The organism is Lactobacillus sp. Sy-1, from assembly GCF_019303535.1.
In the GTDB taxonomy this organism is placed as follows: Bacteria; Bacillota; Bacilli; order Lactobacillales; family Lactobacillaceae; genus Nicoliella.
In genome coordinates this window covers 411,578-437,843 of record NZ_JACCIU010000001.1, presented here as the reverse complement: position 1 = coordinate 437,843, position 26,266 = coordinate 411,578, and the positions used below count along the sequence as shown (strand labels likewise).

Below are 26,266 nucleotides of genomic sequence, written 5' to 3'. Positions count from 1 at the left end.
TTTTTTGATTTAAATCTTAAACGAATTTAACGAATCTCTTGTTACTGGTAATGTAATCACCACTACCAATGTAGAAACGCGTTAATCCCTTATAATTAACAATCCGACTAACCCGAACTTCTTTGCCTCGTTGATAGTGCTTACCAGTGTTAGAACTAAAGCTTTTATCACCGTGAACCTGAATCCCCTTCGAGTTGATTACCTTAACCTTCTTACTTTTAGCGGTAGCCATTTCTTGCTTGCTGTAGTAGGCATTAACCGTAAACTTACGATTAGCAGTAATGTATCCACTTACAGCCTTACTTGATAGCTGGCTCTTAATGTAGTAACGAACTAAGCCGCTCTTTGATAGTGCAATCTTAGTAACCTTAAATTCAGAAGCCCGATCAAGTACTTTCTTAGCATAGCCCTTAATCCGACCAGCATGTGTAAAGGACGCGGTCTTATACAGGTAAATGCCCTTGGTATTATAAACGAATTGTGGATGACGCTTGAGCTTTGCATTAAACTCACTCACATATCCATATTTATAACCAGCGGATTTTCCAGCTAATGATGCCTTTGGATTAGTAAGTTTCTTAGCCGCAGCTTTTCCACGAGCAACCTCTGCCTTATAAGCCTTTTGACCAGCTTGGTATGCCTTTCCATAGTCAGTTTCATAAGCGGTTGTTTCGCCAGTAAAATCATTCTTGGCAGGTTTATTCTTATATCCGGCTGAATAACCATCAAAGCCAGCTTGATAAGTTGGTTGATCAGCGTAAGCAGCGTTCTTCTTTGACCCCCGCTTAGCATCTGATACCCCTTCGTTAGAGTAATCAGCTGAAGAGCTAAAAATCATCTTAGCAGCATAAACAATGGTTTGATAATCGCTAGCGGCCCGACTTGCAGCGGAACTAGCAACTGAAGTAGCAGCTGCATTAACTGAGGTGGCACTGTCAACTGTAGAAGTAGCAAGCTTGGCAGCGGAAGCGGCTGAAGCAGCAATTGAAGCGTAGCTATCACCGGCAGAACCATTTCCCTGCGAGTAAGCAACTGCAGCAGCTGAATTAGCGCTACTAGCAGTTACGTTAGCGTTATTAGCAAGCGTTGCAGCAAACCTAGCTACCGAAGCAGCAGAGTTAGCGACGCTGGTAGCAGAACTGGCAATGCTATTAGCAATTGTAGCATCAGCTGAAGCCGAAAGAATGGTCTTAGCGGCAGAGCTTGCCAATGAAGCATAACTAATTGATGATTCATCAGCACCAGACTTGCCTCCCTGACTAATAACTTGACTAGCTAGCTGAATTGCTGAACTAGCTGGCGTCACCGTTTCAGAATTACTATAACTAGCGGCACTAGCATATTGGGTGGCACTTGATACGTTCACGGTCACTAAGCTAACGGCTTGGGAAGCATAACTAGCGTAAGAACTAGCTAACGAAGCGTATGGTGCAGCAGAATTAACTAGGCTAGATGGAGTTGCAACACTAGCAACCGCCACCGGCTGTGCAGATGATGACGATACCGGCTTGTTTTTAACCGTCTCATTAGCAGCATTATTGGCTGAAGTAGCAGTCGAAAGAGCCGCACTAACAACCACAGCGTCACTAGCAGCACGGGCAGATGCACTTACTGCTAATTGAGCAGCATTCGATGCAACTGCAGATTCACTTACGGTCTGAGCAGCCGCAGAACTAGCCACATTGGCTAAACTAGCTGCTTGAACGTTCGCACTATCAGCAGCTGATTGCGACCCAATGGTTGCATAGCTACTAGCAACCCTAGCGTAACTAGATGCCAATGCAGCTGTGGACTGCGCAGTAGCACTAGCTGAAATAGCAACCGCAGTCGCAGATTGAGCTACGTCCTTAGCTGATTGGGCAACCGAATTAGCGCTAGCGGCATCCGCACTAGCTGAATTAGCGGTCGCAGCCGCTTCATTTGCAACCACCGCAGCAGAGGAAATCGCTACGTAGGTTGGGTTAGCAGCTGAAACGATACTTGTGGCTGACGCTAACGAGTTCACTAGGACCGTGTTTGAGCTAACTTGACTAGTTGTTCCACTGGTTTGGCTAGCAGCTGTAGTTACCAATGAAGTAGTAGGATTAAATCCACTAGTGATCTGGGTACCGACTGCGCTGGCACTTGCTGCCTTGACGTTGGTAGAACTAGCACTTGCAATTGCTTGACTTTCATTAACAACGGCAGTCGAAGCAGTTGAGTTGGCTAGGTCCACAGCAGACTTAGCAGCGGCAACCACAGCGGCATCACTAGCTGCCCTAGCAGAGGCAGTGGCGGCAGTGCTAATTGCTGAAACAACGGTAGCAGAAGCAGAACCTGCTTGGGTAGCAGCAACGCTAGCACTATTAGCCTGAGCAGTAGCGGAAGCATTAGCATTGGCAGCGGAAGATTCATTCCCCGCACTTGCATAGCTCTTGGCAACTAACGCATAGCTATTCGCAAGCAAGGCAGCGGAACTAGCCGCTTCACTCGCAGCCTTAGCCGAACCATCAGCGGTAATTGCTAGTGCCTTTGCGGACTGAGCAACGCTATTAGCCTGGCTTGCATCATCATTAGCTGACTTAGCAGTTGCTGAAGCAGCGTTAGCAACTAAAGCAGTTGATTTAATAACCTGGTTAGCTGGGTAGGCTGAAGCAATGCTATCTACCGTAGAAGTAACGGTTGCGACATCACTGTTAGTGTTAGAAGCAATGAGGTTTGAAGCACTAGTTTGACTTGCATATTGAGATACAAGGGTGACATTTAAATTAGCATCACTAGTTGCTACGGAAGCAACGCTGTTCGCACGATTGGCTTCAGCGGTTGCTGCATCAGCACTAGTATCATTATTAGCCCCGTTAGCAGCAGCAGAACTAGCTGCCACGTTGGCACGATTAGCTTGATCAGATGCAGTGGTGGCAATTAGTTGGTCCTTGTTAGCCCGCCCAACAGCATTAAAACCATTGATTGCGGCTTGGGAGGCGTCAGCAGCTGCAATCGAAGCAATTCTTTCCTGTCCAGCAACGCTATCAGCAGCAATGGCAGCGATTGACTTAGCATCACTCCGCGAAGCAAGCGGCAGTCGTTGGTCTCCGGCATTCGATGCATTGACGGCAACGAGACTGTAGATACTGGAAGCTGCGTTTTGCGCGCTTTTGATAACAGAGGCAGCGGAACTAACGACGGCAGAAGCACTGGATACGATTCCACTAGCAACCACAGCATCAGACAAAGCATCAAAAGCAATTAATGAAGCAGATTGGGCAGCTGCATTCGCACTGGCAATAATTGAGTTCTTAGGGTGGGCTGATAGTTGCGTATTAGTAGCAATTGCGGCCTGCGAGGCAGCCTTAGAAGCATCATAGGCAGCACTAGCAGCAAGTTTCACATTTGCCAAATCACTGGCAACTGATTCTTTGTCCACCGCAACGTCACTCGCATGACTATTGGTAGCGGAGGAAGCATTGGAAGCGCGCTTCTTACTCTGACCAGCATCATAACTAGCAGCTCTGGATTGCGCATCGGAAGCGGCACTAGATGCCACGGCCGACGCTTGACTAGCAACACTAGAAGCCTGGGTTGCGGATGATTCAGCAGCAGCAGCACTTCGACTGGCAGCACTCGCAATATAATCAGCAGATTGGGCTTTATTATCTTCAGCAGTTGCGGTATTCGCAGCCGTATTAGCTTGATCATTGTATTGATCAGCAACGAGACTGTCACCGTTCAGAGCAGCTGAAGTAGCTTGACTAGCCAACTGATCAGCAGCGTTTTTAGCTGACATGGCAGCACTTCTTGCATTCGAAGCATTGGTAGAAGCCTGCGTTGCCACGTTAGAAGCACTATCAGCAATCGATTTAGCATTATTGGCAGCGGAATTGGCTCCAGCAGCACTTGCAGCAGCCTGTGAGGCAACTGCAGTATCCCGGTCGAACTCAGCCTTAGTTGCCGAATCAGCCTTATTTTCTTGAACGGCAACGGATGATGCAATGCTAGCAGCATTCATTGCATCGCTAGCCTGAGAGCTAGTAAGGCTAGCAACTAACGCCACTAAGCTGGCAATTGAGTCCGTTAAACTAGCATTGGTGGAAGTAGCAGAATTATTCTTACCAACGCTAGTATTAGCAGCCTCCGCCTGACTTTCAGCCACAAATGCAGAACTAACAATCGACGCAGCAAAGCTCGTCTGAGAATTTTGAACCTTCACGGCGACATTTAAAACATCAGCAGCAAAGCTAGCGTTAACCGCGGCATTCGATGCAGTTGCTGAATTCAACTGCGCTTGTGAATTAGCACTAGCTGCAATATCAGTAGCTGAGCTAACGACTGCATTGGCTGCAGCAGCGCTGGCGCTAGCAACCGAAGCAGTTGAAGCAGCCCGCACTGCAGCTGCAGCGTAACTATTTCCAGCCGAATAATCCTTAACAGCGTAAGCGGAAGCAGCAGCTCCACTAGCTGAATTAGCCGCTTGCGAAGCAACTTGAACCAATGAGTTTTGGGTGCTAACTGCATTAACCGCAGCATCCACATTTGACTTAGCGGTAGAAGCTTGTTGATTAGCGGCATTCGCAGCTACAACAGCATTCGATGCATCAACATTCGCAGCGGCAATCTTATCAACTGCCAAAGCAACAGCTTTATTGCGTGGATTAGCAGCTGCCACCTTAGCAGCAGAACGATTAACTTCACTGACGTATGCTAAAGAGGCAATTGCTCCATTAGTAGCAACACTAGCTTCACTCGAGTCATTAGCTGCTTGTTGATTATTAGCACTTGCTTGAACGGAGTTAACCGAAGCGCCACTTGAATAAACTGGTACTACTGAATTAGCACTGGATGCAGCAATGGTGTAAGCAATGGCATTCGAAGAGTTAACGAGACTATTCTTAGTAGCATCATTTCCTGCAGCGATTGCAATTGAATTCTCTGATTGGGCAACCGAATTAGCCGAACTAGCTTGGTCAGCAGCATTTGATGCATCCTTAGCGGCCTGAACTGCTGCATCCGAAGCATTATTAGCAACCACTGCTTGAGCATTAGCAACAGCTGCCGCACTAGATGCAGCATCTGCATTTGATTTAGCTAATGACATATTACCAGAAGCTGAAGCAGCATTCGCAGCATTCGCATAGCTCAAAGCAGCAGCAGAAGCGTTAATCGTTACGGAATTAGCATATGAAGCAGCATCATTAGCGCTTGAAGCGGTGGATGAAGCTAACCGGGCGTTACTTGATGCAGTCTGGGCAGTATCAGAGGCACTGTTGGCTACTGATGCGGCACTGGATGCAACCACTGCATCACTAGCAATCACTGGATCGGTTGGGTTGTTCAATGCTGCTTGAGATGCAGTAGATGAAGCAACCGTTGCATCAGATGCCGCATTCGATGCAGCATCATTATTGGAACTAGCAATCATGGAACCTGCAGCGGCAGCAGAACTGCTAATTGTAATGGCAGAAACAGCATTGCTGGTCCCAGATGCAGCACTTGCTGCAATTGGTTGCGCAGCGGCAGCTTCATTGGATGCAGCTGCATTAACTTGGGCGACTGAATTGGTAAGGGCATTTTGAATACTATTTACGGCATTCGCAGCACTGTTAGTTGCGGTCTTTGCTGAAGCAGCATTTTGTAATTCAATCGTTGCTTGTTGAGAGTAGCTGATGGCATTACTGTTTGCAATTGAACCATTTACAGCAGCGCTCGATGCAGCGGAAACTGCTGAATTAGCCTGACTAGCAGCAATTGAAGCGTTAGTGCTATCGCCACTAGCGGCATAACTAATTGCAGCGTTCGCATATCTTCGGGCAGCATTCGATGCAGCCACTGCAGATGAATATTGACCAGCAGCCTGTTGAACAGCCAAGTTAGCACTAGCACTATCATCCGCTGCATTCGATGCAGCAGTTGATCCAGCGGCAGAAGCATTTGCTGCATCATTGGCGTATGAACTAACCAGGCTTGCAACGGCAGCAACCGAAGAGTCAGTTGGATTAACTGATGCAATGCTATTAACGATGACACCGTCACTGCTTAAGCTACTAATATCAATAGCAGTAGCAGCAGAACTAGTCTCTGCATTAGTAGCGTTAGTGGTAGCTAACTTAGCAGTAGCAGCAGCAAAACTACTGGATTGCTTAGCGCTATTGACGTAATTAATCGCGGTCGAAGCATTCGTTGCTGCAGCATTGGCACTTGCAACAGCTTGACTAGTAGAAATTGCAGTTGCAACCGCAGAACTGGCAGAATCGGCAGCAAGCGAAGCTGCATTAAGGTCAGCTACCGCCCGTGCAGAAGCACTAGCAGCCCGAAATTCTGCTGAAGAAGCAACAATAAAGGCAGCTTGGGCACTGGCTAATGCAGAAGCAGCAACGAGAGCAGCAACGAAAGCTTGACTAGCAAGTTGCTTAGTATTAGCTCCGTGGGCCTTGGATGCAGCAGCAGCATAAGAGCTAGCTTCTAGAGCAGCAGTGGATGCGGCACTCGATGCGGAAACAACACTTGCAAAAGCAGCAGCAGCAGTGGACTTAGCATTATCAGCATCAACTGAAGCACTGGTTGCATCAACTGAAGCAGCGTTAGCAACCGAACTAGCTACACTAACTACTGATGAGGCACTAGCAATCACAACATTCCCACTATTATCATTGAAAATGCTATTAACAACCACCGTATTTGAATTTACCCCAGTGGTTGCTTCACTAGCTTGAATTGAGGAAGCACTTACTTGACTGGACTTTAATAAGGTATCATTGGCAGCGGTTGAAATGGTGGCGCCAATTGAACCAACAGAAGTACTATTTCCACTAGCTTGAATCGCATTGCTACCAGCTTCAGATGCTTCACTGCTATCAATAGTGCTTCCGGCAGAACTTTGGGCACTAGCCGCAATGGATGAAGCTGCACTTGCTTCAACAGAAGCATTCGCAATCGCAGCTGAAGCAGCAGCAACCGATTGCTGAATCACAACGACGTAAGAGTTAGCAGCAAAGGCAGAATTAGCAGCAGTAATCGCATCAGATGCGTATGATCTTGCAGCAGATGCAGCTAAGTCAGCAGTACTGGTATCTCCAGCAATTGAAGCTGATCTTGCCAATGTAGATGCAGATTCCGCACCCACAGAAGCAACTGAGGCTGCAATTGAAGCTGAAACTCCATTACTATTAGCAATTGAAGCTGCAACCGAGGCAGACTTGGCAACTTGGTTTTGAACACTAGCGGTATTTGATGCCGCGGTGGCATTATCAGTAGCACTAGCTACAACAGAGGCCGCAAACGATAATAAACTATTAGCTGAATTAGCTGAAATCATTGATTGAACGATTAGGGTAGCCGTACTAGTTGCATCAGAAGCATCAGAAATCGCTTGCGATGAAGAACTAATGCTATCAGAGATACTTGAAACCGCTGTAGCAACGGTACTCGTCCTTATCGTCCCAGATGGAACCGAAGCAACAACGCTAGCAGCAATCGCATTATCTTCACTGGCAGCCGTGCTAGCAGCAGCTAGGTAACTAACATTATTAATGGCTTCAGAAGCTGCACTAGTAGCTACCTTAGCAGCAGCAGCAACAATCGACTGAGCACTAGCCGCAATCATTGCCTGTGTAGCTGCAACTGCTTGAGCACTAGCTGCAGAATCACGTGCAACGCTGGCATTTAAATTAAATTGATCAGCCGCATTTTTAGCAGTAACAGCATTTGAAGCTGCAATCGAAGCAGCGTCTACATCCCCAGCATTGGCAGCTGACTTAGCAGCAGCAGCAGCAGTAGATGCAATTGAAGACTGAGAATTTGCTGATTCAGTTGCTAAATTAGCGGCGGAAGCGAATGAACTAACAGCTGCACTAGCAGCATTGGCAGAACTATTAGCCACACTAACATTAGTTAATGCAGTATTAGCATAACTGGATGCAGAACTAATCAAGTTAAAATCATTGCTTACAACTACGTTTTGGGGATTATTACTGGAAAGTTTACTAATTGTATCATTTGCAGAATTAACTGAATCCATTGATTCACTAGCACTCTGGAACGATACTGAAGCCGCATTAGATGCTTTAGCTGCATCAGCAGAGTAGCTATTAGCACCATTCGAAGCCCAGCCAGCGTTATCACCAGCATAAATAGCTGCTAGTGAAGCAGCCATTGCGGCGCTTTCTGCTAATTTAACGTCAGCATACCCACTTCCATTAATAATATGGATAAAGTTATTTGCAGATTGAGCAATACTGTTAGCAACTGAACCGCGATCACTAGTGGAGGCAACAGCAACGCTAGCCCCACTGATATCAACGGCGGCACTAGCAGCATCGTTATCAGCACTGCTTACGGAAAGCACAGCTGCTGCTGCTTCAGATGCAGCAGCACTTGCAACCATTGATTCCATAGTAGCAGTTGAAGAATCACCATTTGATGCAGCATCTTGCGCAGCAGCGAAAGCGGATGCAATTGCACTGGATGCACTGGATGCTAATGAATTAGCACTAGCAACCGTTGCATTATCAATATTAAACCGTGATTGAGCAGATTGGGCAGCAGCATTAGCCTTATCAGCAGCAATTGACTCGTTAGCGGCACTGGAAGCAGCTCCCCTAGCCTTAGAAGCAGCGATGCTCATAGCTGAATTATCTGGATGTTGACTAGCAATGGAAGTAGCAGTGGAGGCAGCTGAAGAAGCCGCATCAGCACTGTTACTTGTTTCAGCACTACTGTTTGCAACACTGTTAGCGACTGAATTAATTGAATCAGCAGATTGTGAAGCATTAACAAAATTACTTGAAATTGCAGCTGAAGCTCCAGATGCCTTTGCAGAATCACTGGCGATTCCATTAGCCGTATTAATGGCTTCATTTACGGCTTCAGCAGTACTCTGGGCAGCAATCGCAGCACTAACGGCAGAATTGGCAATTAGTGAATCAATATTTGCACGATTAGAAGCAGACTTAGCAATTGATGCAGCTGTTGATGCGTTGTTAACAGCTACGGAAGCAACGTTATTGGCAATTTCAGCAGCACTAGCTGCGCTATCAGCAGCGATCGAATTGTGAGGCCGATTATTCGCAAATGAACTAGCAACTAAATTGGCAGAATTAGCAGAATTAACAGCATCACTAGCAACTAATGCAGCAGAGTTAGCAACAACACTAGCATTGTTAGCTTGATTGGAAGCCATTGAAGCATCTGAATTAGCTGATATCGCAACTGAATTAGCTTGGCCAGCAGCACTAACTGCGACAGAGAGTACTGAGTTGCTTGGATAATTTGAAGCAATTGAATTGACAACCGTGTTAGCCGAGTTAGTGGAAGTTGCAATATCATTAATCTGAGCGCTAGTAACTTGCATCCTAGCTTGGGCAACCGATGCAATTTGAGCATAACTATTAGCATTAGATGCGTTAGTTAATGCAGCTGAGGCGGCATTGTTAGCTCGATCAGCATTTAATGTAGAATTCGATGAATCAACCTGAGCGGCCCGACTCTGTGCATTAGCGGCGGCTAAACTACCAACTACCCCAGCAGAGCTAGCGATAAACGCAGCGGAATTAGCAATTGAAGCAGCTTGAGATGCAGCATTCGATTGAACGTTGGCATTCGAACGAGCAGCCCTAGCGGCAGATGCAGCGGAAATAGCAATAATGGCTTGAGCAGAAGCAACCGCTGCAGCGGAACTAGCGGTTGCCGAATCACCGGATGCAGCAGCTACAACGGCTGTCCTGGCAGCTTGAGATGCAGCTTGATTTGCATTGGTAGCATTAAGCGTATCATCATTAGCTAATTTAGCGGCACTGGCAGCACTAACTGCTGCTAGTTGGGCGGTGGAATTAGCATTCTGTGCAGTATCGTTGGCACTCAGCGCATCTGCACTTGCGGTATTTGCAAGTGCTACATCAGATAGAATTGAAGCATCATTGGAATGCCCAGATAGCGCAACGCTTGCAATTGAGGCTGCACTCGAGGCGTCGACTGCAGCTTTACTAGTCGTCTTATTAGCACTAGCAGCAACACTAGAAGCAGTCGCTGCATCGGATGCATTACTCGAGGCCGCTGAACTAAATCCACTAGTGACGCTTTGATCGTTAACGGTAGATAAGGCGGCAGCGGAGGCATCATTGGCAGCGTTAATGGCAACCGAGGCGTAAGAATTAGCAGCGCTAGTAATTGCAACTGCAGAAGTTAAGGTTGCATTAGCACTCTTAACTGCATTAGCGGCAACGACTGATGCCGAATTAGCAGTTAAAGCAGCAGCAGATGCACTCACAGTTGCTGAAACAATCGCATTAGAGTCGGACTGAGCCTTAGATACTGCTAAGGAAGCAGCAGTAGCGGTAAGTGAAGCTTGTTGCGCTAACTTATTTCCAGTAGCATAATCACCATTTGCATATGCCGATGAAGCAGCAGCTTGAACGGCAGTAACGCTAGATTGGAGCGAACTTATAATTGCGTTTTGGTTAGCCACATCAGCAACTGCGGAATCAGCAGTTGACTTTGCAGCAGAAGCAACAAAATTAGCGCTGGATGCAATTATACTTGCAGAGTTAACAACACTGGTTGCAGAACTAACCAAGGTAATGGCATTTGAAATCACCTGATTTTGTGGTTCCTGAGCAGCAAAACGATTTAAATCATTCATATCACTAGCCGCAATGACTGCAGCAACCCCTGCTCCACTGTTAGCATCGCTAGCAGCTTTAGCATATTCATCAATGGCACTTGAATTCGTGTTGCTAGTAATTAGTTTAACCGTATTAACGGCTGTTGATACAGCGCTTACGGCATTAGCAGCTGCCCTATTTCCAGCACTGGATTGTGCAGCATTTTCAGCAGAAGTAGCGCTGCTCTTGGCAATCGCACTTTCATCAGCTGCACTAGCAACGCTAGCGGCTGATGAAGCATTACTAGCAGCAATGTTAGCAGCATTAGCAGCCTTGGATCCAACTAGCTTAGCAGTTGAAGCAGCTAAAGATGCCGCACTTGCAACACTCGCAGCTGAATTAGCTTGAGCAGCAGCTGATATTGCAGCACTAGCAGCACTAGCGGCATCAGAGCTATTATTAGCTTGAGCAGCAGATACTTCAGCAATGAATGCAGATGAAAAATCAGCATTAGCTAATTTAGCAACGCTATTTGCACTTGATACGGCCGAGTTGGCACTAAAGGCGGTTGAAGAAGCACTAGATACCACTTGGAAACCAGATCTAGCAATATTAGCCTGTGAATTAGCCACTTCGGCAGCTGACGATGCATCATTAGCGTACGAAGCAAGAGAATCATCGGATGGATTTGCAGCGGCAATTGATGCGGCATTTACATAATCAACATTAGCATTACCAGCAAAGGAGCTAGCATTTGAACTAGCTTCTTTTGCACTAACATAGTTAAGGCTAGTTGATGAGCTAGCATCAATAGTTACGCCATTAGCATTTGAAGTAACATTTGCGGCAGTCTGAACAACAATCCTTGCAGAACTAACCACACTGTTAGCACTAGAAATGCCGGCTGAAATAGCATTAGAGGCTTTAATAGCAGCAACGGATGCGACTTGAGCAGCACTGGAAGCAACCGATTGATCAAAAGCAGCTCTTTGGGCAGCACTAGTGGCACTTTGCGCAGCTGAGTTCGCAGCATTCGAGGCATCGTTTGCATTTGCCAGTGCACTATTAGCACCATCAGCAGCTAATTTGGCTTGAACAGCTAATGATGAGGCAGTATTTCCACCTGCAGATAGTGCTTGAGCAGCATAAGAAGATGCATTTTGAGCGGCATTAGAAGCAGCAATGGATGCGGCCTTGGCACTATCAACAGCAGTGTCTACAGCAGATTTAGCAGCACTCGCAACATTATTAGCAACCACCGCATCAAAAGATGCTGATGAAGCAACAGCGGATGCAGATGCAATTGCAGATGAAGCACTAGATACCACTGGGTTAGCACTATTATTGCTGTTCAAACTATTGACTGCAACTGAAGCAACGTTAACCGAGTTATTTGCATTGTTGGTGAGCGAGTTAGCTGAACTAGCGTCAGCAGAAGCCTTGGTAGCAGTATTAGGGCTCAATTTTGCTGCACTGTATGCCTGACCAGCAGCACTACTGTCTTGGTCTGCATTATCAGCGGCGGTTGAGGCAATCAAGTGGTTTTCCAAATCTAATGCATTGGAAGCTGCTGCTGCTGCTGATGAAGCATCATTAGCAGCATTGGATGCAACGGCACTATCGCTAGCAATCGCAGAGTTAGCGGTATCGGCAACTTGACTTGCAGCTTCAACAGAAGCGCTTGCTGAGTTAGCAGCGGTACTGTTGTCCGTAGCTTGACTTGCGTATGAAGCAGCCGCGCTGGCAGCAATGGAAGCCGCGCTAGTATCCCCTGCCTTAGCAGCAGAACTAGCAGCTGTGGATTGGGCAGCGGCTTGACTTGCCGCATCAGCGGCAGCTGAATTGGCAGAACTGGCAGTAGAACTAGCAATGGAAGCAGTAACGCTTGCAGATTGGGCAATTGAGTTCTGGTACGATGCGTCAGCACTCGCAGCACTCGCAGCTGAATAAGCACTATTTACAACGGAACTAGCACTTTTAACGGCATTATTACCAGAATTATTAACTGCCATCGAAGCATTGGAATCCTGAGCATCAGAAACGCTATTCGTAGCTTGGGAAATGACACTGTTAACTGAACTAACGACACTAGCAACTGATGAAGCACTTGCAGCACTTGAAGTTGCGGAACTAGCCACTGATGGAACGGAACTAGCGGCAGTGGAAGCAGCGGTGGAAGCACTTGCTGCAGATGCATTAGCAGCATTCCCACTAGCAACGTTAGCAGCGGCAGCAGCCGCAGCCGACTTAGCAGCGAACTTAGCACTGGATGCGACTGATGAAGCAGTGGCAGCATCTGCTGAAGCTGTTGTAGCAGCATCGGCAGCACTGGCGGCATCAACATTTGCATTAGATGCAACGCTAGCAGCAGTTTGGGCACTGTCAGCTTGTTGGCTCGCAACATCAGCAGCGCTCTGAGCAGCGGATGAATTACCACTAGCAGCTGCTAAACTAGCGGCGGTGGATGCAGAACGGGCAGCACTGGCGGCAGCATTTGCAACAACGTTAGCACTGGAAGCAACGACGTTGTCTGAGCTAGCCCGGGTATTAGCAGCATTTGCGGATGCATTTGCATTCGAAGCATCAATGGAAGCTGAACTAGCAGCAGCACTAGCAGCGCTGGCTACAGAATTAGCACTGGATACAATTGAATTATCTGGATTAGCAGAAGCAATTGATGCAGTCGTCACTGCGTATGAAGTTGCAGCAGCGGCATCACTGCTGTTTGCAGAGCTATAATTAGCAACGCTTGCAGCGGCTGAATCGACGAAGTTCGCGCGGGAAGCGGCATTGGATGCATCGGTAGAACCATTAGCTGCACTCGATGCGTCAGCGGATGCCTGGTTAGCTCTATTGACAGCGTCAGAAGCCTCCGCGTTAGCCCCAGCTCCAGCAGCAGTATTATCAGCAGCAGCACTTGCAGCTTCACTAGCAGCTTGCGCAGCACTATCAATTGCAGAAGAGGCACTAACAGCCTTGGCTGCCGCAACTGATCCAGCTGCGGCCTCATTATCAGCAGCTACAGAAGCAGCGGAGGCAGCACTGTTTTCAGCAGCAGCACTATTTTGGGCGTTTTCAGCTGAAGTAGCAGCTTCACTAGCACCAGATGTGTCACCAGCAGAAGCCTTAGAATGGGCCACGGCGGCAGCAGAACTAGCAATGGAAGCTTGGGCGCTGGCAGTATTTGCAGCAGAGTTAGCGACAGCAGCATATGAACTAGCAGCAACCCTAGCGGAGTTAGCAGCGCTGGAGGCATCGGTAGCATCAATAGATGCGGATGCAGCAGTTGATGAAGCACTTGAGATGGCAACAGCAGCGTTACTTACAGCAGCGTTACTTGGGTAAGTACTCTGCATACTGTTAACTGCACTCGAGGCATCCGTAATTGAACTAATCGATTGAGCAGCCGTGTTGGAGGCAGCACTTGCGACTGAGGAGTAACCATCAGCAGCGGTAAAGGCACTAGTGGCACCACTAGCCGTGTTAGAGGCAGTGTTTTCAGCAGCCGTTGCAGAATCCTTAGCAACCTTGGCAGCGGCGTCAGCATTGCTAATGGCAAGTGTGCCGCTACTTATATTGGCAGCGGCTGATGCAGCTGCATCACTAGCAGCTTGGGCAGCGCTGGCAATTGCGGAAGAGGCACTGGCTGCCGTTTCTGAAGCAGCCTTTCCTGAAGCCACTTGAGAATCAGCAGCGGTACTTGCGGCTTCAGCAGCAGCACTGTCGGCCTCGGCTGATTGTTGAGCATCTTCAGCAGTGGAAGCAGCGGAACTGGCTAATGAAGGGTCCCCAGCAGAGGCAGCGGAATGCGCTACGGATGCGGCAGAACTAGCAGCAACACTTTGAGCATTAGCATCCTGGGCAGCGGAACTAGCAAGCGAAGCATAAGAACTAGCAGCAACGCTGGCTGAATTAGCGGCACTAGATGCATCGGTAGCGTCCTTAGTAGCAGAAATAACTACCCCAGCGGCGCTAGCAATCGTAGCAGCAGCAATACTTACGGTTGTGTTGCTTGGGTATTGACTCGTCATTGCGCTGATTGAATTTTGTGCAGAAGCAACTGAAGTTGCTGATTGAGCAGCCGTGCTTGATGCAGCATCTGTTTCAGATGAATAGCTGTTTGCAGCAGTGTTAGCACTGGTGGCTCCACTAGATGCGTTTGACGTAGCATTATTAGCAGCAGCTGCGGCTTCACTAGCAGCCTTGGCAGCGGCATCAGCATTGTTAATGGCATCTGAACCACTACTTATATTGGCAGCGGCTGATGCAGCTGCATCACTAGCAGCTTGGGCAGCGCTGGCAATTGCGGAGGAGGCACTGGCTGCCGTTTCTGAAGCAGCCTTTCCTGAAGCCACTTGAGAATCAGCAGCGGTACTTGCAGCTTCAGCATTAGCACTAGCAGTTTCAGCAGCTTTTTGAGCAGTTTTAGCTTCATTAGCAGCAGAACTGGCTAATGAAGGATCCCCAGCAGAAGCAGCGGCGTGCGCAACGGATGCGGCAGAACTAGCAGCAACACTTTGAGCATTAGCATCTGAAGCAGCGGAACTAGCAAGCGAAGCATAAGAACTAGCAGCAACGCTGGCTGAGTTAGCGGCACTAGATGCATTGGTGGCGTCCTTAGTAGCAGAACTAACTACCACAGCGGCACTAGCAATCGTAGTAGCAGCACTACTTACAGTCGCATTACTTGGGTATTGACTCGTCATTGCGCTGATTGAATTTTGTGCAGAAGCAACTGAAGTTGCTGATTGAGTAGCCGTGCTTGATGCAGCATCTGTTTCAGATGAATAGCTGTTTGCAGCAGTGTTAGCACTGGTGGCTCCACTAGATGCGTTTGACGTAGCATTATTAGCAGCAGCTGCGGCTTCACTAGTAGCCTTAGCAGCAGTATCAGCATTGTTAACAGCATCTGAACCACTACTTATATTTGCAGCTGCAGATGAAGCAGCAGCACTAGCAGATTGCGCAGCATTAGCAATTGCAGTAGATGCACTGGCAGCCTTAGATGCAGCAATAGATCCGGCAACAGCTTCACTAGCAGCGGAGGCAGATGCAGCGGAAGCAGCACTGTTATCAGCATCAGCGTTAGTTTGGGCGTTTTCAGCTGAATTAGCGGCAGCACTAGCCCCAGAAGCATCTCCAGCAGAAGCCTTAGAATGAGCCACGGCGGCAGCAGAACTAGCAATTGAAGCTTGGGTGCTGGCATCAGTAGCAGCAGAGTTAGCAGTAGCAGCATATGAACTGGCAGTGGAACTGGCAGAGTTTGCAGCACTAGATGCATCAGTGGCATCCTTGGATGCGGATGCGGCAGTTGATGATGCACTTGCAATTACTGCGGAAGCGCTACTTACTGCAGTATTACTTGGGTAAGCACTCTGCATACTGTTAACTGCACTCGAGGCATCCGTAATTGAACTAATCGATTGAGCAGCCGTGCTTGATGCAGCACTAGCAGCCTTAGAGTAACCATCAGCAGCGGATGAAGCGCTAGTGGCTCCACTGGATGCGTTTGAGGCAGCGTTGGCAGCAGATGAAGCGTCATTTCTAGCAGCTGAAGCAGCAGTATCTGCAGCACTAGTGGCCTTATCACCATTCGCGGCGTTAGTAGCAGCAGACACAGCTAAGTTAGCAGCAGCATTCGCACTGGATGCGACTGATGATGCAATGGCTGCCTTTGCAGATGCAGCATTTGCACTAGCGGCAGCAGATGAAGCATCAACATTGGCATTGGATGCGTCAGTGGCAGCACTTTGGGCATTGTCAGCAGCATATTTAGCAACGTCAGCAGCACTTTGGGCAGCGGATGAATCACCATTCGCAGCAGCTACACTGGCAGCAGCAGAGGCAGAACTGGCTACAATTGCTGCGGAGCTAGCAACATTATTAGCACTAGCTGCCTTTGCACTGTCAGAATCGGCTTGAACCTTGGCATCCGAAGCAGCAGCACTGGCACTATTTGCATCGTTGGATGCAGAACTGGCTACAGTAGCAGCAGATTGGGCCACGGAGTTAGCACTTGAAATCACCGCATTACTTGGGTTCGCCGATGCGATTGAAGCAGCAGCAATAGCGTAAGATTTAGCGGATGAAGTAGCTTCACTAGTGGCATTACTTGAATTATTAATATTGGCAACATCTGAAACAACGGAGTTTGCGTGGGAGGCAGCATTCGATGCATCAGAAGCACCATTAGCAGAACCGACTGCGGCACTGGATGCTTCAACGGATGCCTGGTTAGCTCTGCTTACAGCGTCAGAAGCTTCATTGTTAGCACCTGATCCAGCTTTAACGTTATCAGCAGCAGCTTGAGCCGCCTTTTGGGCAGCAGCATTCGCACTGGCTGCAACTAAAGAAGCAGTGGCTGCCTTTGCAGATGCAGCATTCGCGCTAGCGGCAGCAGATGAAGCATCAAAGTTTGCATTGGATGCGTCAGTGGCAGCACTTTGCGCACTGTCAGCAGCAGACTTAGCAACATCAGCTTCGCTTTGGGCAGCAGATGAATTCCCATTCGCAGCAGCTACACTGGCAGCTGCGGATGCAGAACGGGCAGCACTGGCTGCGTTGCTTGCAACAACGTTAGCACTAGCTGCTTTTGCATTGTCTGAATCAGCTTGCGATTTAGCAACTGAGGCAGCTGAACTGGCATTATTGGCATCGTTGGATGCGGAACTAGCTACACTGGCTGCAGATTGAGCCACGGAGTTAGCACTTGAAACCACCGTGTTACTTGGATTTGCAGACGCAATTGAAGAAGCCGTATTAGCGTACGACTGTGCAGATGAAGCAGCTTCACTAGTGGCAGCGCTAGAACTAGTAACACTGGCAACATCTGAAACAACGGAGTTTGCGTGGGAGGCAGCATTCGATGCATCAGCAGATCCATTAGCCGAACCAGTAGCGGCACTAGAGGCTTCACTAGATGCCTTGTCAGCATTGGAAACGGCAGTGGAAGCTTCGGCGTTAGCCCCTGATCCAGCCTGGGTATTCGCAGCAGCAGTACTTGCAGCTTCACTAGCAGCTTGGGCGGCACTAGCAATTGCGGAGGAAGCACTAGATGCCTTTTGGGAGGCAGCCTTTCCGGAAGCCACTTGAGAATCAGCAGCGGTACTTGCGGCTTTAGCAGTTGAACTATCGGCCTCGGCTGATTTTTGAGCGGTTTCAGCAGCGGAAGCAGCGGAACTAGCTAATGCCGTGTTCCCAGCAGAGGCAGCAGAGTGTGCAATAGAAGCAGCATTACTTGCAGCGATACTTTGAGCATTAGCATCTGAAGCAGCAGAACTAGCAGTTGAAGCGTAAGAACTAGCAGCAGCACTAGCCGAGTTAGCGACACTGGAGGCATCGGTGGCGTCCTTAGTAGCAGCACTAACTACCACAGCGGCACTAGAAATTGTAACAGCAGCACTACTTACGGTTGCGTTACTTGGGTATTGACTCGTCATTGCGCTGATTGAATTTTGTGCGGAAGCAACTGAAGTTGCTGATTGAGCAGCAGTACTAGAAGTAGCACTGGTTTCAGATGAGTAGTTATTTGCAGCTGTGTTAGCACTGGTGGCTCCACTAGATGCGTTTGACGTAGCATTATTAGCAGCATCTGCGGCTTCACTAGCAGCCTTGGCAGCGGCGTCAGCATTGTTAACGGCAGCTGAACCACTATTTATGTTTGCAACAGCTGATTTCGTAGCGGCAATGGCTACTTGGGCAGCTCCAACAACTGTGGAAGAAGCACTAGTTGCTACGGTAGCAGCACTCTTAGCCTTGTTAGCCTCACTATTGACAGCTACTGATGCTGCATTCGCACTACTGATATCAGAATCAGCTTGCACTGATGCTGAACTAGCAACCATGTAAGCTGACACAGCTGTCGATGCATCTCCAGCATCGTCAGCGACGCTTGCTGATGCTGATGCACTGGCAGCCAAACTAGCAGCACTGGAAGCTGCAGCAACAGCAGTGCTATGAACTAATGCATACGAGCTAGCAGCAATACTGGCTGAATTAGCAGCACTAAGTGCTGAATTAAAAGTGGTGACGGCAGCACTTGCGGTAGATGAAGCATTAGAAATGACCGTAACAGCACTATTAATAGTCGCGTTACTTGGGTTAGCACTCTGCATACCACTAATGACACGCTGAGCTGCAGTAACTGAAGCCGTAACTGTCGAACTTAATGCAACAGAATTACCACTAATTTGACCTGCCGTACTAGCGGCAACGTTATTATCGCTATTCACACTTGTTGCTTCATCACTAACGGATGAAGCACTACTAGCGACAGAGCTAGCAGCATCAGAAGCAGCACTAGCAGCTTCATCAGCAATATCATTAAGCATGATTTTATTGGTAAATTGAGCAGTTGAGCTAGTACTTACTACAACTCTGGATGCAGAGGCTGCAACTGAAGAGGCGTTTAAAGCATCAACAGCGGCTGAACTAGCATCAACATTAGCATTGCTAGCATCGGTAGCGGCACTAGTGGCCACACTAGCAGCTAAAATTGCAGCGGAAACAGCACTTGCGGCAGCAGATTGATCACCATTTGCTGCAGCACTTGCAGCAAATACAGATGCAGAAGTTACCGCTACCATGGCAGAACTAGCTAACGAATTAGCTGATGAGGCCTTATTATTATCCGTAATGACCCGACTATTAGCAGCGGAAGCCTTTTCTGTAGCATTCGAGGCATCACTAATAGCATTGCTGGCCTTGATTAGTAATGCATTATTACCCGTACTGTTCTCTTCAAGTATGGTATCTGTAGGTAATTTTAATGCCAGTGAAGTAGCATTACTAATCTGATTCGACATCGCTACATAATTAGCAGATGCTGATGCAGTATTATTTGATGTACTTGTAGCTGCTGAACTAACAACAGTCGCATGCGAGTTAGTATTAGACGAGATATTGGAGCCAGCCAAAGAGCCAATTGCCGCACTCGAAGCCAATACGGATGCACTTGAAGCTTGGTTGAGTGCTGAATTTAAGGAGTTATTAATATTTATAATAAGATTAGATTCTGAAGAAGCGACAACCACAGCCGAACTAGCTGATATTGCAGCTCCAACAACTGTGGAAGAAGCACTAGCTGCTACGGTAGCAGCACTCTTAGCCTTGTTAGCCTCACTATTGACAGCTACTGATGCTGCATTCGCACTACTGATATCAGAATCAGCTTGCACTGATGCTGAACTAGCAACCATGTAAGCTGACACAGCTGTCGATGCATCTCCAGCATCGTCAGCGACGCTTGCTGATGCTGATGCACTGGCAGCCAAACTAGCAGCACTGGAAGCTGCAGCAACAGCAGTGCTATGAACTAATGCATACGAGCTAGCAGCAATACTGGCTGAATTAGCAGCACTAAGTGCTGAATTAAAAGTGGTGACGGCAGCACTTGCGGTAGATGAAGCATTAGAAATGACCGTAACAGCACTATTAATAGTCGCGTTACTTGGGTTAGCACTCTGCATACCACTAATGACACGCTGAGCTGCAGTAACTGAAGCCGTAACTGTCGAACTTAATGCAACAGAATTACTACTAATTTGACCTGCCGTACTAGCGGCAACGTTATTATCGCTATTCACACTTGTTGCTTCATCACTAACGGATGAAGCACTACTAGCGACAGAGCTAGCAGCATCAGAAGCAGCACTAGCAGCTTCATCAGCAATATCATTAAGCATGATTTTATTGGTAAATTGAGCAGTTGAGCTAGTACTTACTACAACTCTGGATGCAGAGGCTGCAACTGAAGAGGCGTTTAAAGCATCAACAGCGGCTGAACTAGCATCAACATTAGCATTGCTAGCATCGGTAGCGGCACTAGTGGCCACACTAGCAGCTAAAATTGCAGCGGAAACAGCACTTGCGGCAGCAGATTGATCACCATTTGCTGCAGCACTTGCAGCAAATACAGATGCAGAAGTTACCGCTACCATGGCAGAACTAGCTAACGAATTAGCTGATGAGGCCTTATTATTATCCGTAATGACCCGACTATTAGCAGCGGAAGCCTTTTCTGTAGCATTCGAGGCATCACTAATAGCATTGCTGGCCTTGATTAGTAATGCATTATTACCCGTACTGTTCTCTTCAAGTATGGTATCTGTAGGTAATTTTAATGCCAGTGAAGTAGCATTACTAATCTGATTCGACATCGCTACATAATTAGCAGATGCTGATGCAGTATTATTTGATGTACTTGTAGCTGCTGAACTAACAACAGTCGCATGCGAGTTAGTATTAGACGAGATATTGGAGCCAGCCAAAGAGCCAATTGCCGCACTCGAAGCCAATACGGATGCACTTGAAGCTTGGTTGAGTGCTGAATTTAAGGAGTTATTGATGTTTATAATAAGATTAGATTCTGAAGAAGCGACAACTACAGCCGAACTAGCTGATATTGCAGCTCCAACAACTGTGGAAGAAGCACTAGTTGCTACGGTAGCAGCACTCTTAGCCTTGTTAGCCTCACTATTGACAGCTACTGATGCTGCATTCGCACTACTGATATCAGAATCAGCTTGCACTGATGCTGAACTAGCAACCATGTAAGCTGACACAGCTGTCGATGCATCTCCAGCATCGTCAGCGACGCTTGCTGATGCTGATGCACTGGCAGCCAAACTAGCAGCACTGGAAGCTGCAGCAACAGCAGTGCTATGAACTAATGCATACGAGCTAGCAGCAATACTGGCTGAATTAGCAGCACTAAGTGCTGAATTAAAAGTGGTGACGGCAGCACTTGCGGTAGATGAAGCATTAGAAATGACCGTAACAGCACTATTAATAGTCGCGTTACTTGGGTTAGCACTCTGCATACCACTAATGACACGCTGAGCTGCAGTAACTGAAGCCGTAACTGTCGAACTTAATGCAACAGAATTACTACTAATTTGACCTGCCGTACTAGCGGCAACGTTATTATCGCTATTCACACTTGTTGCTTCATCACTAACGGATGAAGCACTACTAGCGACAGAGCTAGCAGCATCAGAAGCAGCACTAGCAGCTTCATCAGCAATATCATTAAGCATGATTTTATTGGTAAATTGAGCAGTTGAGCTAGTACTTACTACAACTCTGGATGCAGAGGCTGCAACTGAAGAGGCGTTTAAAGCATCAACAGCGGCTGAACTAGCATCAACATTAGCATTGCTAGCATCGGTAGCGGCACTAGTGGCCACACTAGCAGCTAAAATTGCAGCGGAAACAGCACTTGCGGCAGCAGATTGATCACCATTTGCTGCAGCACTTGCAGCAAATACAGATGCAGAAGTTACCGCTACCATGGCAGAGCTAGCTAACGAATTAGCTGATGAGACCTTATTATTATCCGTAATGATCCGACTATTAGCAGCGGAAGCCTTTTCTGTAGCATTCGAGGCATCACTAATAGCATTGCTGGCCTTGATTAGTAATGCATTATTACCCAAACTGTTCTCTTCAAGTATGGTATCTGTAGGTAATTTTAATGCCAGTGAAGTAGCATTACTAATCTGATTCGACATCGCTACATAATTAGCAGATGCTGATGCAATGTTAATTGCCGTACTTGAAGCTGCTGAATTAGCAATCACCGCACTCGAAGCCAATACAGACGCACTCTTAGTAGCACTAACAGCCGAAGCAGCAATGCTATTAATCGCTGATCCATTAACGGCATTCGATGATACTAGCAACGCGGCATCACTAGCCGCATTGGAAGCAGCAGTTGAAGCATTACTAATTGCATTGAAAGCTGATTCGGCAGCAACGTTAGCACTACTTATAACTGATGAATCCAATTGAACACTCGAAAACGCAGCACTAGCCAATGAAGCATAGGTGCTGGCTTGCGAAGCATCACTATCAGAAGGTTTAAAGTCATCAGACTTAGCCTCTGAATTATCATTAGATGTAACGTTATTTGCATATGAAGAAGCTAATACAGCATAACTGGCTACTGCACTAGACTTAATAGTGTAATCAGAAAGTGCACTGGAGGCAGCAACTGAATTAGACTGTGCAATTGTATTTTGAGAGGCAACCACCGAAGAAGCAGATGAAATAGCAGCAACGGCACTTGCCATTGAACTAGCATCGCTAGCCGCCTTTGAATCACCATTGCTAGCGGATGAAGCGAGTGCATTAGATTGACTAATAACTAAGGAGTACTGACTATTAACCTTGTTATTAAATGAAGAAACTGATTTAGCAAATGCATCAGTGGAGCCAGCTTCATTACTAATCGAGGTCCCATTTGCACTACTGAAACTAGCCATACTAGATTGAACAGCAGTAGCAGAATTAGCAGCCGAATTGGCCGAGTCAATCGCTGGTTGATTGATCAATGCAATTGCATTTGCATCTGCATTCTTTCTAATGTCGGAGTATGGGAGCGTATCAGTGCCAGTTGATAGTGTTGAAGTGGTTGGGTTAATGATAGATCCCGATTGAGTAGCATTATTCCCACTAATCGTTGAATCTTGGATTTCCGCTTGGATGGTTGAAACGAAGTAATGGGCAGTAACTGCAATTGAGTTTCCAGTAGTTTGTAGCTGACTAGCTGGAAAATTATATGAAAATGGAATTACCTGTGCGTCGCCCTTACTTTTATCAATTGTAACTGGAATTTCATATGTGTATGTGTTCCCATCACCAGACAATGGATCGGTAGTAGTATCATTAACAACCCCATTATTTTGTAACTGTTGAACCCCATTTACAACCACATTGATATAAATTGGTTTATTGGTTAAATTATCGGGGATTTCGGATACATTGTTAATACTTAAATGCCCATTAACTTGATATTGGTCAGTACCATTTTTCTGTAAATTCAACGGACCTTCAAAACTAGCAGATGGCGATGATGCAAATGCAAGGTACTTAGAATTAGAAATTGAAGTATTTGATCCACTTAAGTTTTCAAACTTCTTATCAACAGAATTGTAGTATTGAATGGTTCCAGAGGTTGGGATATTAACGGCGTAATAAGCCCCTTGGGTATTGCCATTATTGTTAACACTAACTGAGTATGCATTAAAAGGAGCATTAGAAATCGTCCCCTGACTACTCTTTTGAACATAGTCAGAGTGCGAAGTATCCAAATCAAAAACGACCGTTTTACCAGGGTTATTAATTGTAACCGTTGAATTATTACCAGTATCCAAAAGGGTGGGGTTGCTGGTCCCATCGGAAAGTAATTCTAGATTTCCTTGGTTAACAACGTTTAAGTTAGCATTATCAGCCAACTTCAAAGCATATGGGTCCCCAGTTCCGCTAACGTTATTAACTGCAATATGAACTAACCCACCAGTTTGAGAAGTAATCGTCCCAGCAATGTAGGTTAAAATATTTCCATATGTGCCTAAGTTATTCCCATTAACGTTAAACTGTCCATTATTTTGAACGGTTAAGATTCCTTCAACATCAACTGGATAGGCAGCAGGAGTACTATTTAAATTAACGTTAACCTGCCCACCATCAATATACATATTAGCACCAGAGCTAATGTACATTGCACTAGTGCCTGAGCCGCTGTTTCCAGAGTTAGCAGTGTTCCCGTTAGGATCTGATGACGGATTAATGTTAACAGTTCCATAAACATGCACGTCACCCTTAGCGTAGAGTCCTTGGGCACGAGAACTATTAGAACCATGGGCAATGTTAGGCCCACCATTGTCATCACCACGAGGGGTTAAATTAACCGTTGCCCCCTTTTCAACTGTAAAACCACCACCGAGTTCCAAAACGTTTCCATCATAGGTTTGCCCATTATATGTCGCACCAGACTGAACCGTTAAGGAGTTAACTTGCATGTTCCGTTGATTTTGATCGGCAGAAGCAACTCCACTATAGCTAGTGGTATCACCAGGGATATTAGTTGGCGTATAGGTATTAACAGAAGAAACGCTAACTTGATTTTGAATGTAGATATTGGAGCTTTTTGCGTATAGTGCTTGGCCACCAACATAATTTATATTGTTCAAATAGATGGGGATATTAGCCAGCGATGCCTGACCGTTATCGCTAATAAATCCATAGCCACTGGTCCCAAAAACATTTTGATTTTGAGCAGTAATGGATTTAACATTTTGAATGTCATAACCTACCCCCATATAATTAACCGATGACCAGGTTTTGTTATCAGATTGAAGTCCATTAATTACAAAATCCTTTGTAGCATCGTTTTTATTAACCTGGACGGTAGTATCACTACTGGTATAACCAGCATCAGCATCCTTCAAACTAATGCTATTCAATAGGTTAACGTGATAAACATTCGGATTTTTAATCGCCTGGTCAAATTCTTGCGCGGTTGTGACGTTAACAGTGGTATTGGTAGTCGTTCCAGCATTTTGGCCAGCAGAGTCTGCCAACGCATAAGCAGTAGAAGTAGCTGAATACTGACTATTTAAGGTAACGATTGCATTGCTAGCAATCACCTGAGCGTTACTCATTAATGAAAAATAACTAGCATTTCGGTTTACTAATGAATCAACATCTGATTGATAAAAACTATCGTTACTCCCATTTAATTTAGAACCATAGGAGCTAGCTTGGCTCCCTTCTGAACTACCTTCGGCGTAGTACGATTGTGCAGACTGATATGCATCAGTAAAGACGGAAGCAGTGCTACTCATTGCAATTGCTGAATCCAATAATCCCGCACTATTACTTACGTATGTACTGTAAGAAGAAGCAACTACGCTCATGGATGAAATTGCGGAACTCCAGGCTGACATTTGACTAACGTTGTTGGTAACAGAGGAAAGAGAAGCGGTCAACGAACTAACGCTAGCAGTGTCACCGATTCGATCTGTTAATTGATTGGCAGATGAACTAGCAACAGAATTCTCATAGCTTTGAACCCCACTATTAAAATTAGCATCAGCACTTGATGGCACTGATGAACCAGTTTTAGCTGCTAAAGCGGCTGCAGAAAAACCAGCACTAAAAGCGTTACTTGCTTCATAGCTATCTGCGCTAGAAGCATTTGAACTATTAGTGCTGCTTGAACTATTAGTGCTATTTGAATTTACTAACGATTGATTTTCATTTGTGGAACTACTAGTTGCATTGGCGCTACTTGATGTAGGCTGATCAGCAACTGATTCACCATTTCCGGATTGCGATTGTTTATCGTTAGATTTACTCCCTGCATCACTGCTACTTGACTGAACACTACTAGTGGAACTACTTGAGCTGCTAGTAGCTGATTGCGCGTCACTGGATTGGTCACTAATGTTACTCCCAGTGACCGTAGCTGAACTACCTGAACTAACCAAGCTATCTGAAGCGCTGGTAGTTGATTGATTATTTGTAGTAGCGGAACTACCTGATCCAGAATTATCTGAAGAACTAGCCTCAGTGGTGGCCCCACCGTTTAAGTTAGTTACCTCATCATCATCATTACTAGAACCATATGTAGAACCCATATTAGCATTAGCTTTAACCGTTGTTGTCTTTTCACTAATCGCCACTCCACCAAGCAAAGCTAGCATTGATAGAGAAACTACCACCCATTGCTTCTTTACTTTCCGGAGAACTTTTTTATCATTTACTTTATTAAACATTAACCGATTATAAAGCATCACGACATCTCCTTTAAATATCTCTAAAAACCGTTTTAAGTAATTATTAGTTAGATCTTATAAAACTTAATAATATATACAGAATTAGTGTACCACTTATTTAGTAGATAATCATTA

The 26,266-nt window shown here is 46.4% G+C and carries 1 protein-coding gene; it reads right to left on the bottom strand.

What is annotated here, in order from left to right; genetic code table 11:
• Positions 1 to 16: 16 nt before the first annotated feature.
• On the bottom strand, positions 17 to 26,131 hold the full coding sequence (locus tag HZL42_RS01845; RefSeq protein WP_219054010.1) for a DUF5776 domain-containing protein: 26,115 nt from the start codon (positions 26,129 to 26,131) through the stop codon (positions 17 to 19).
• Between the last annotated feature and the right edge of the window lie 135 nt (positions 26,132 to 26,266).

Bases quoted from the DNA above. Each gene is read 5' to 3' on its own strand.
- HZL42_RS01845 (WP_219054010.1), bottom strand. From the start codon at position 26,131: ATGTTTAATAAAGTAAATGATAAAAAAGTTCTCCGGAAAGTAAAGAAG.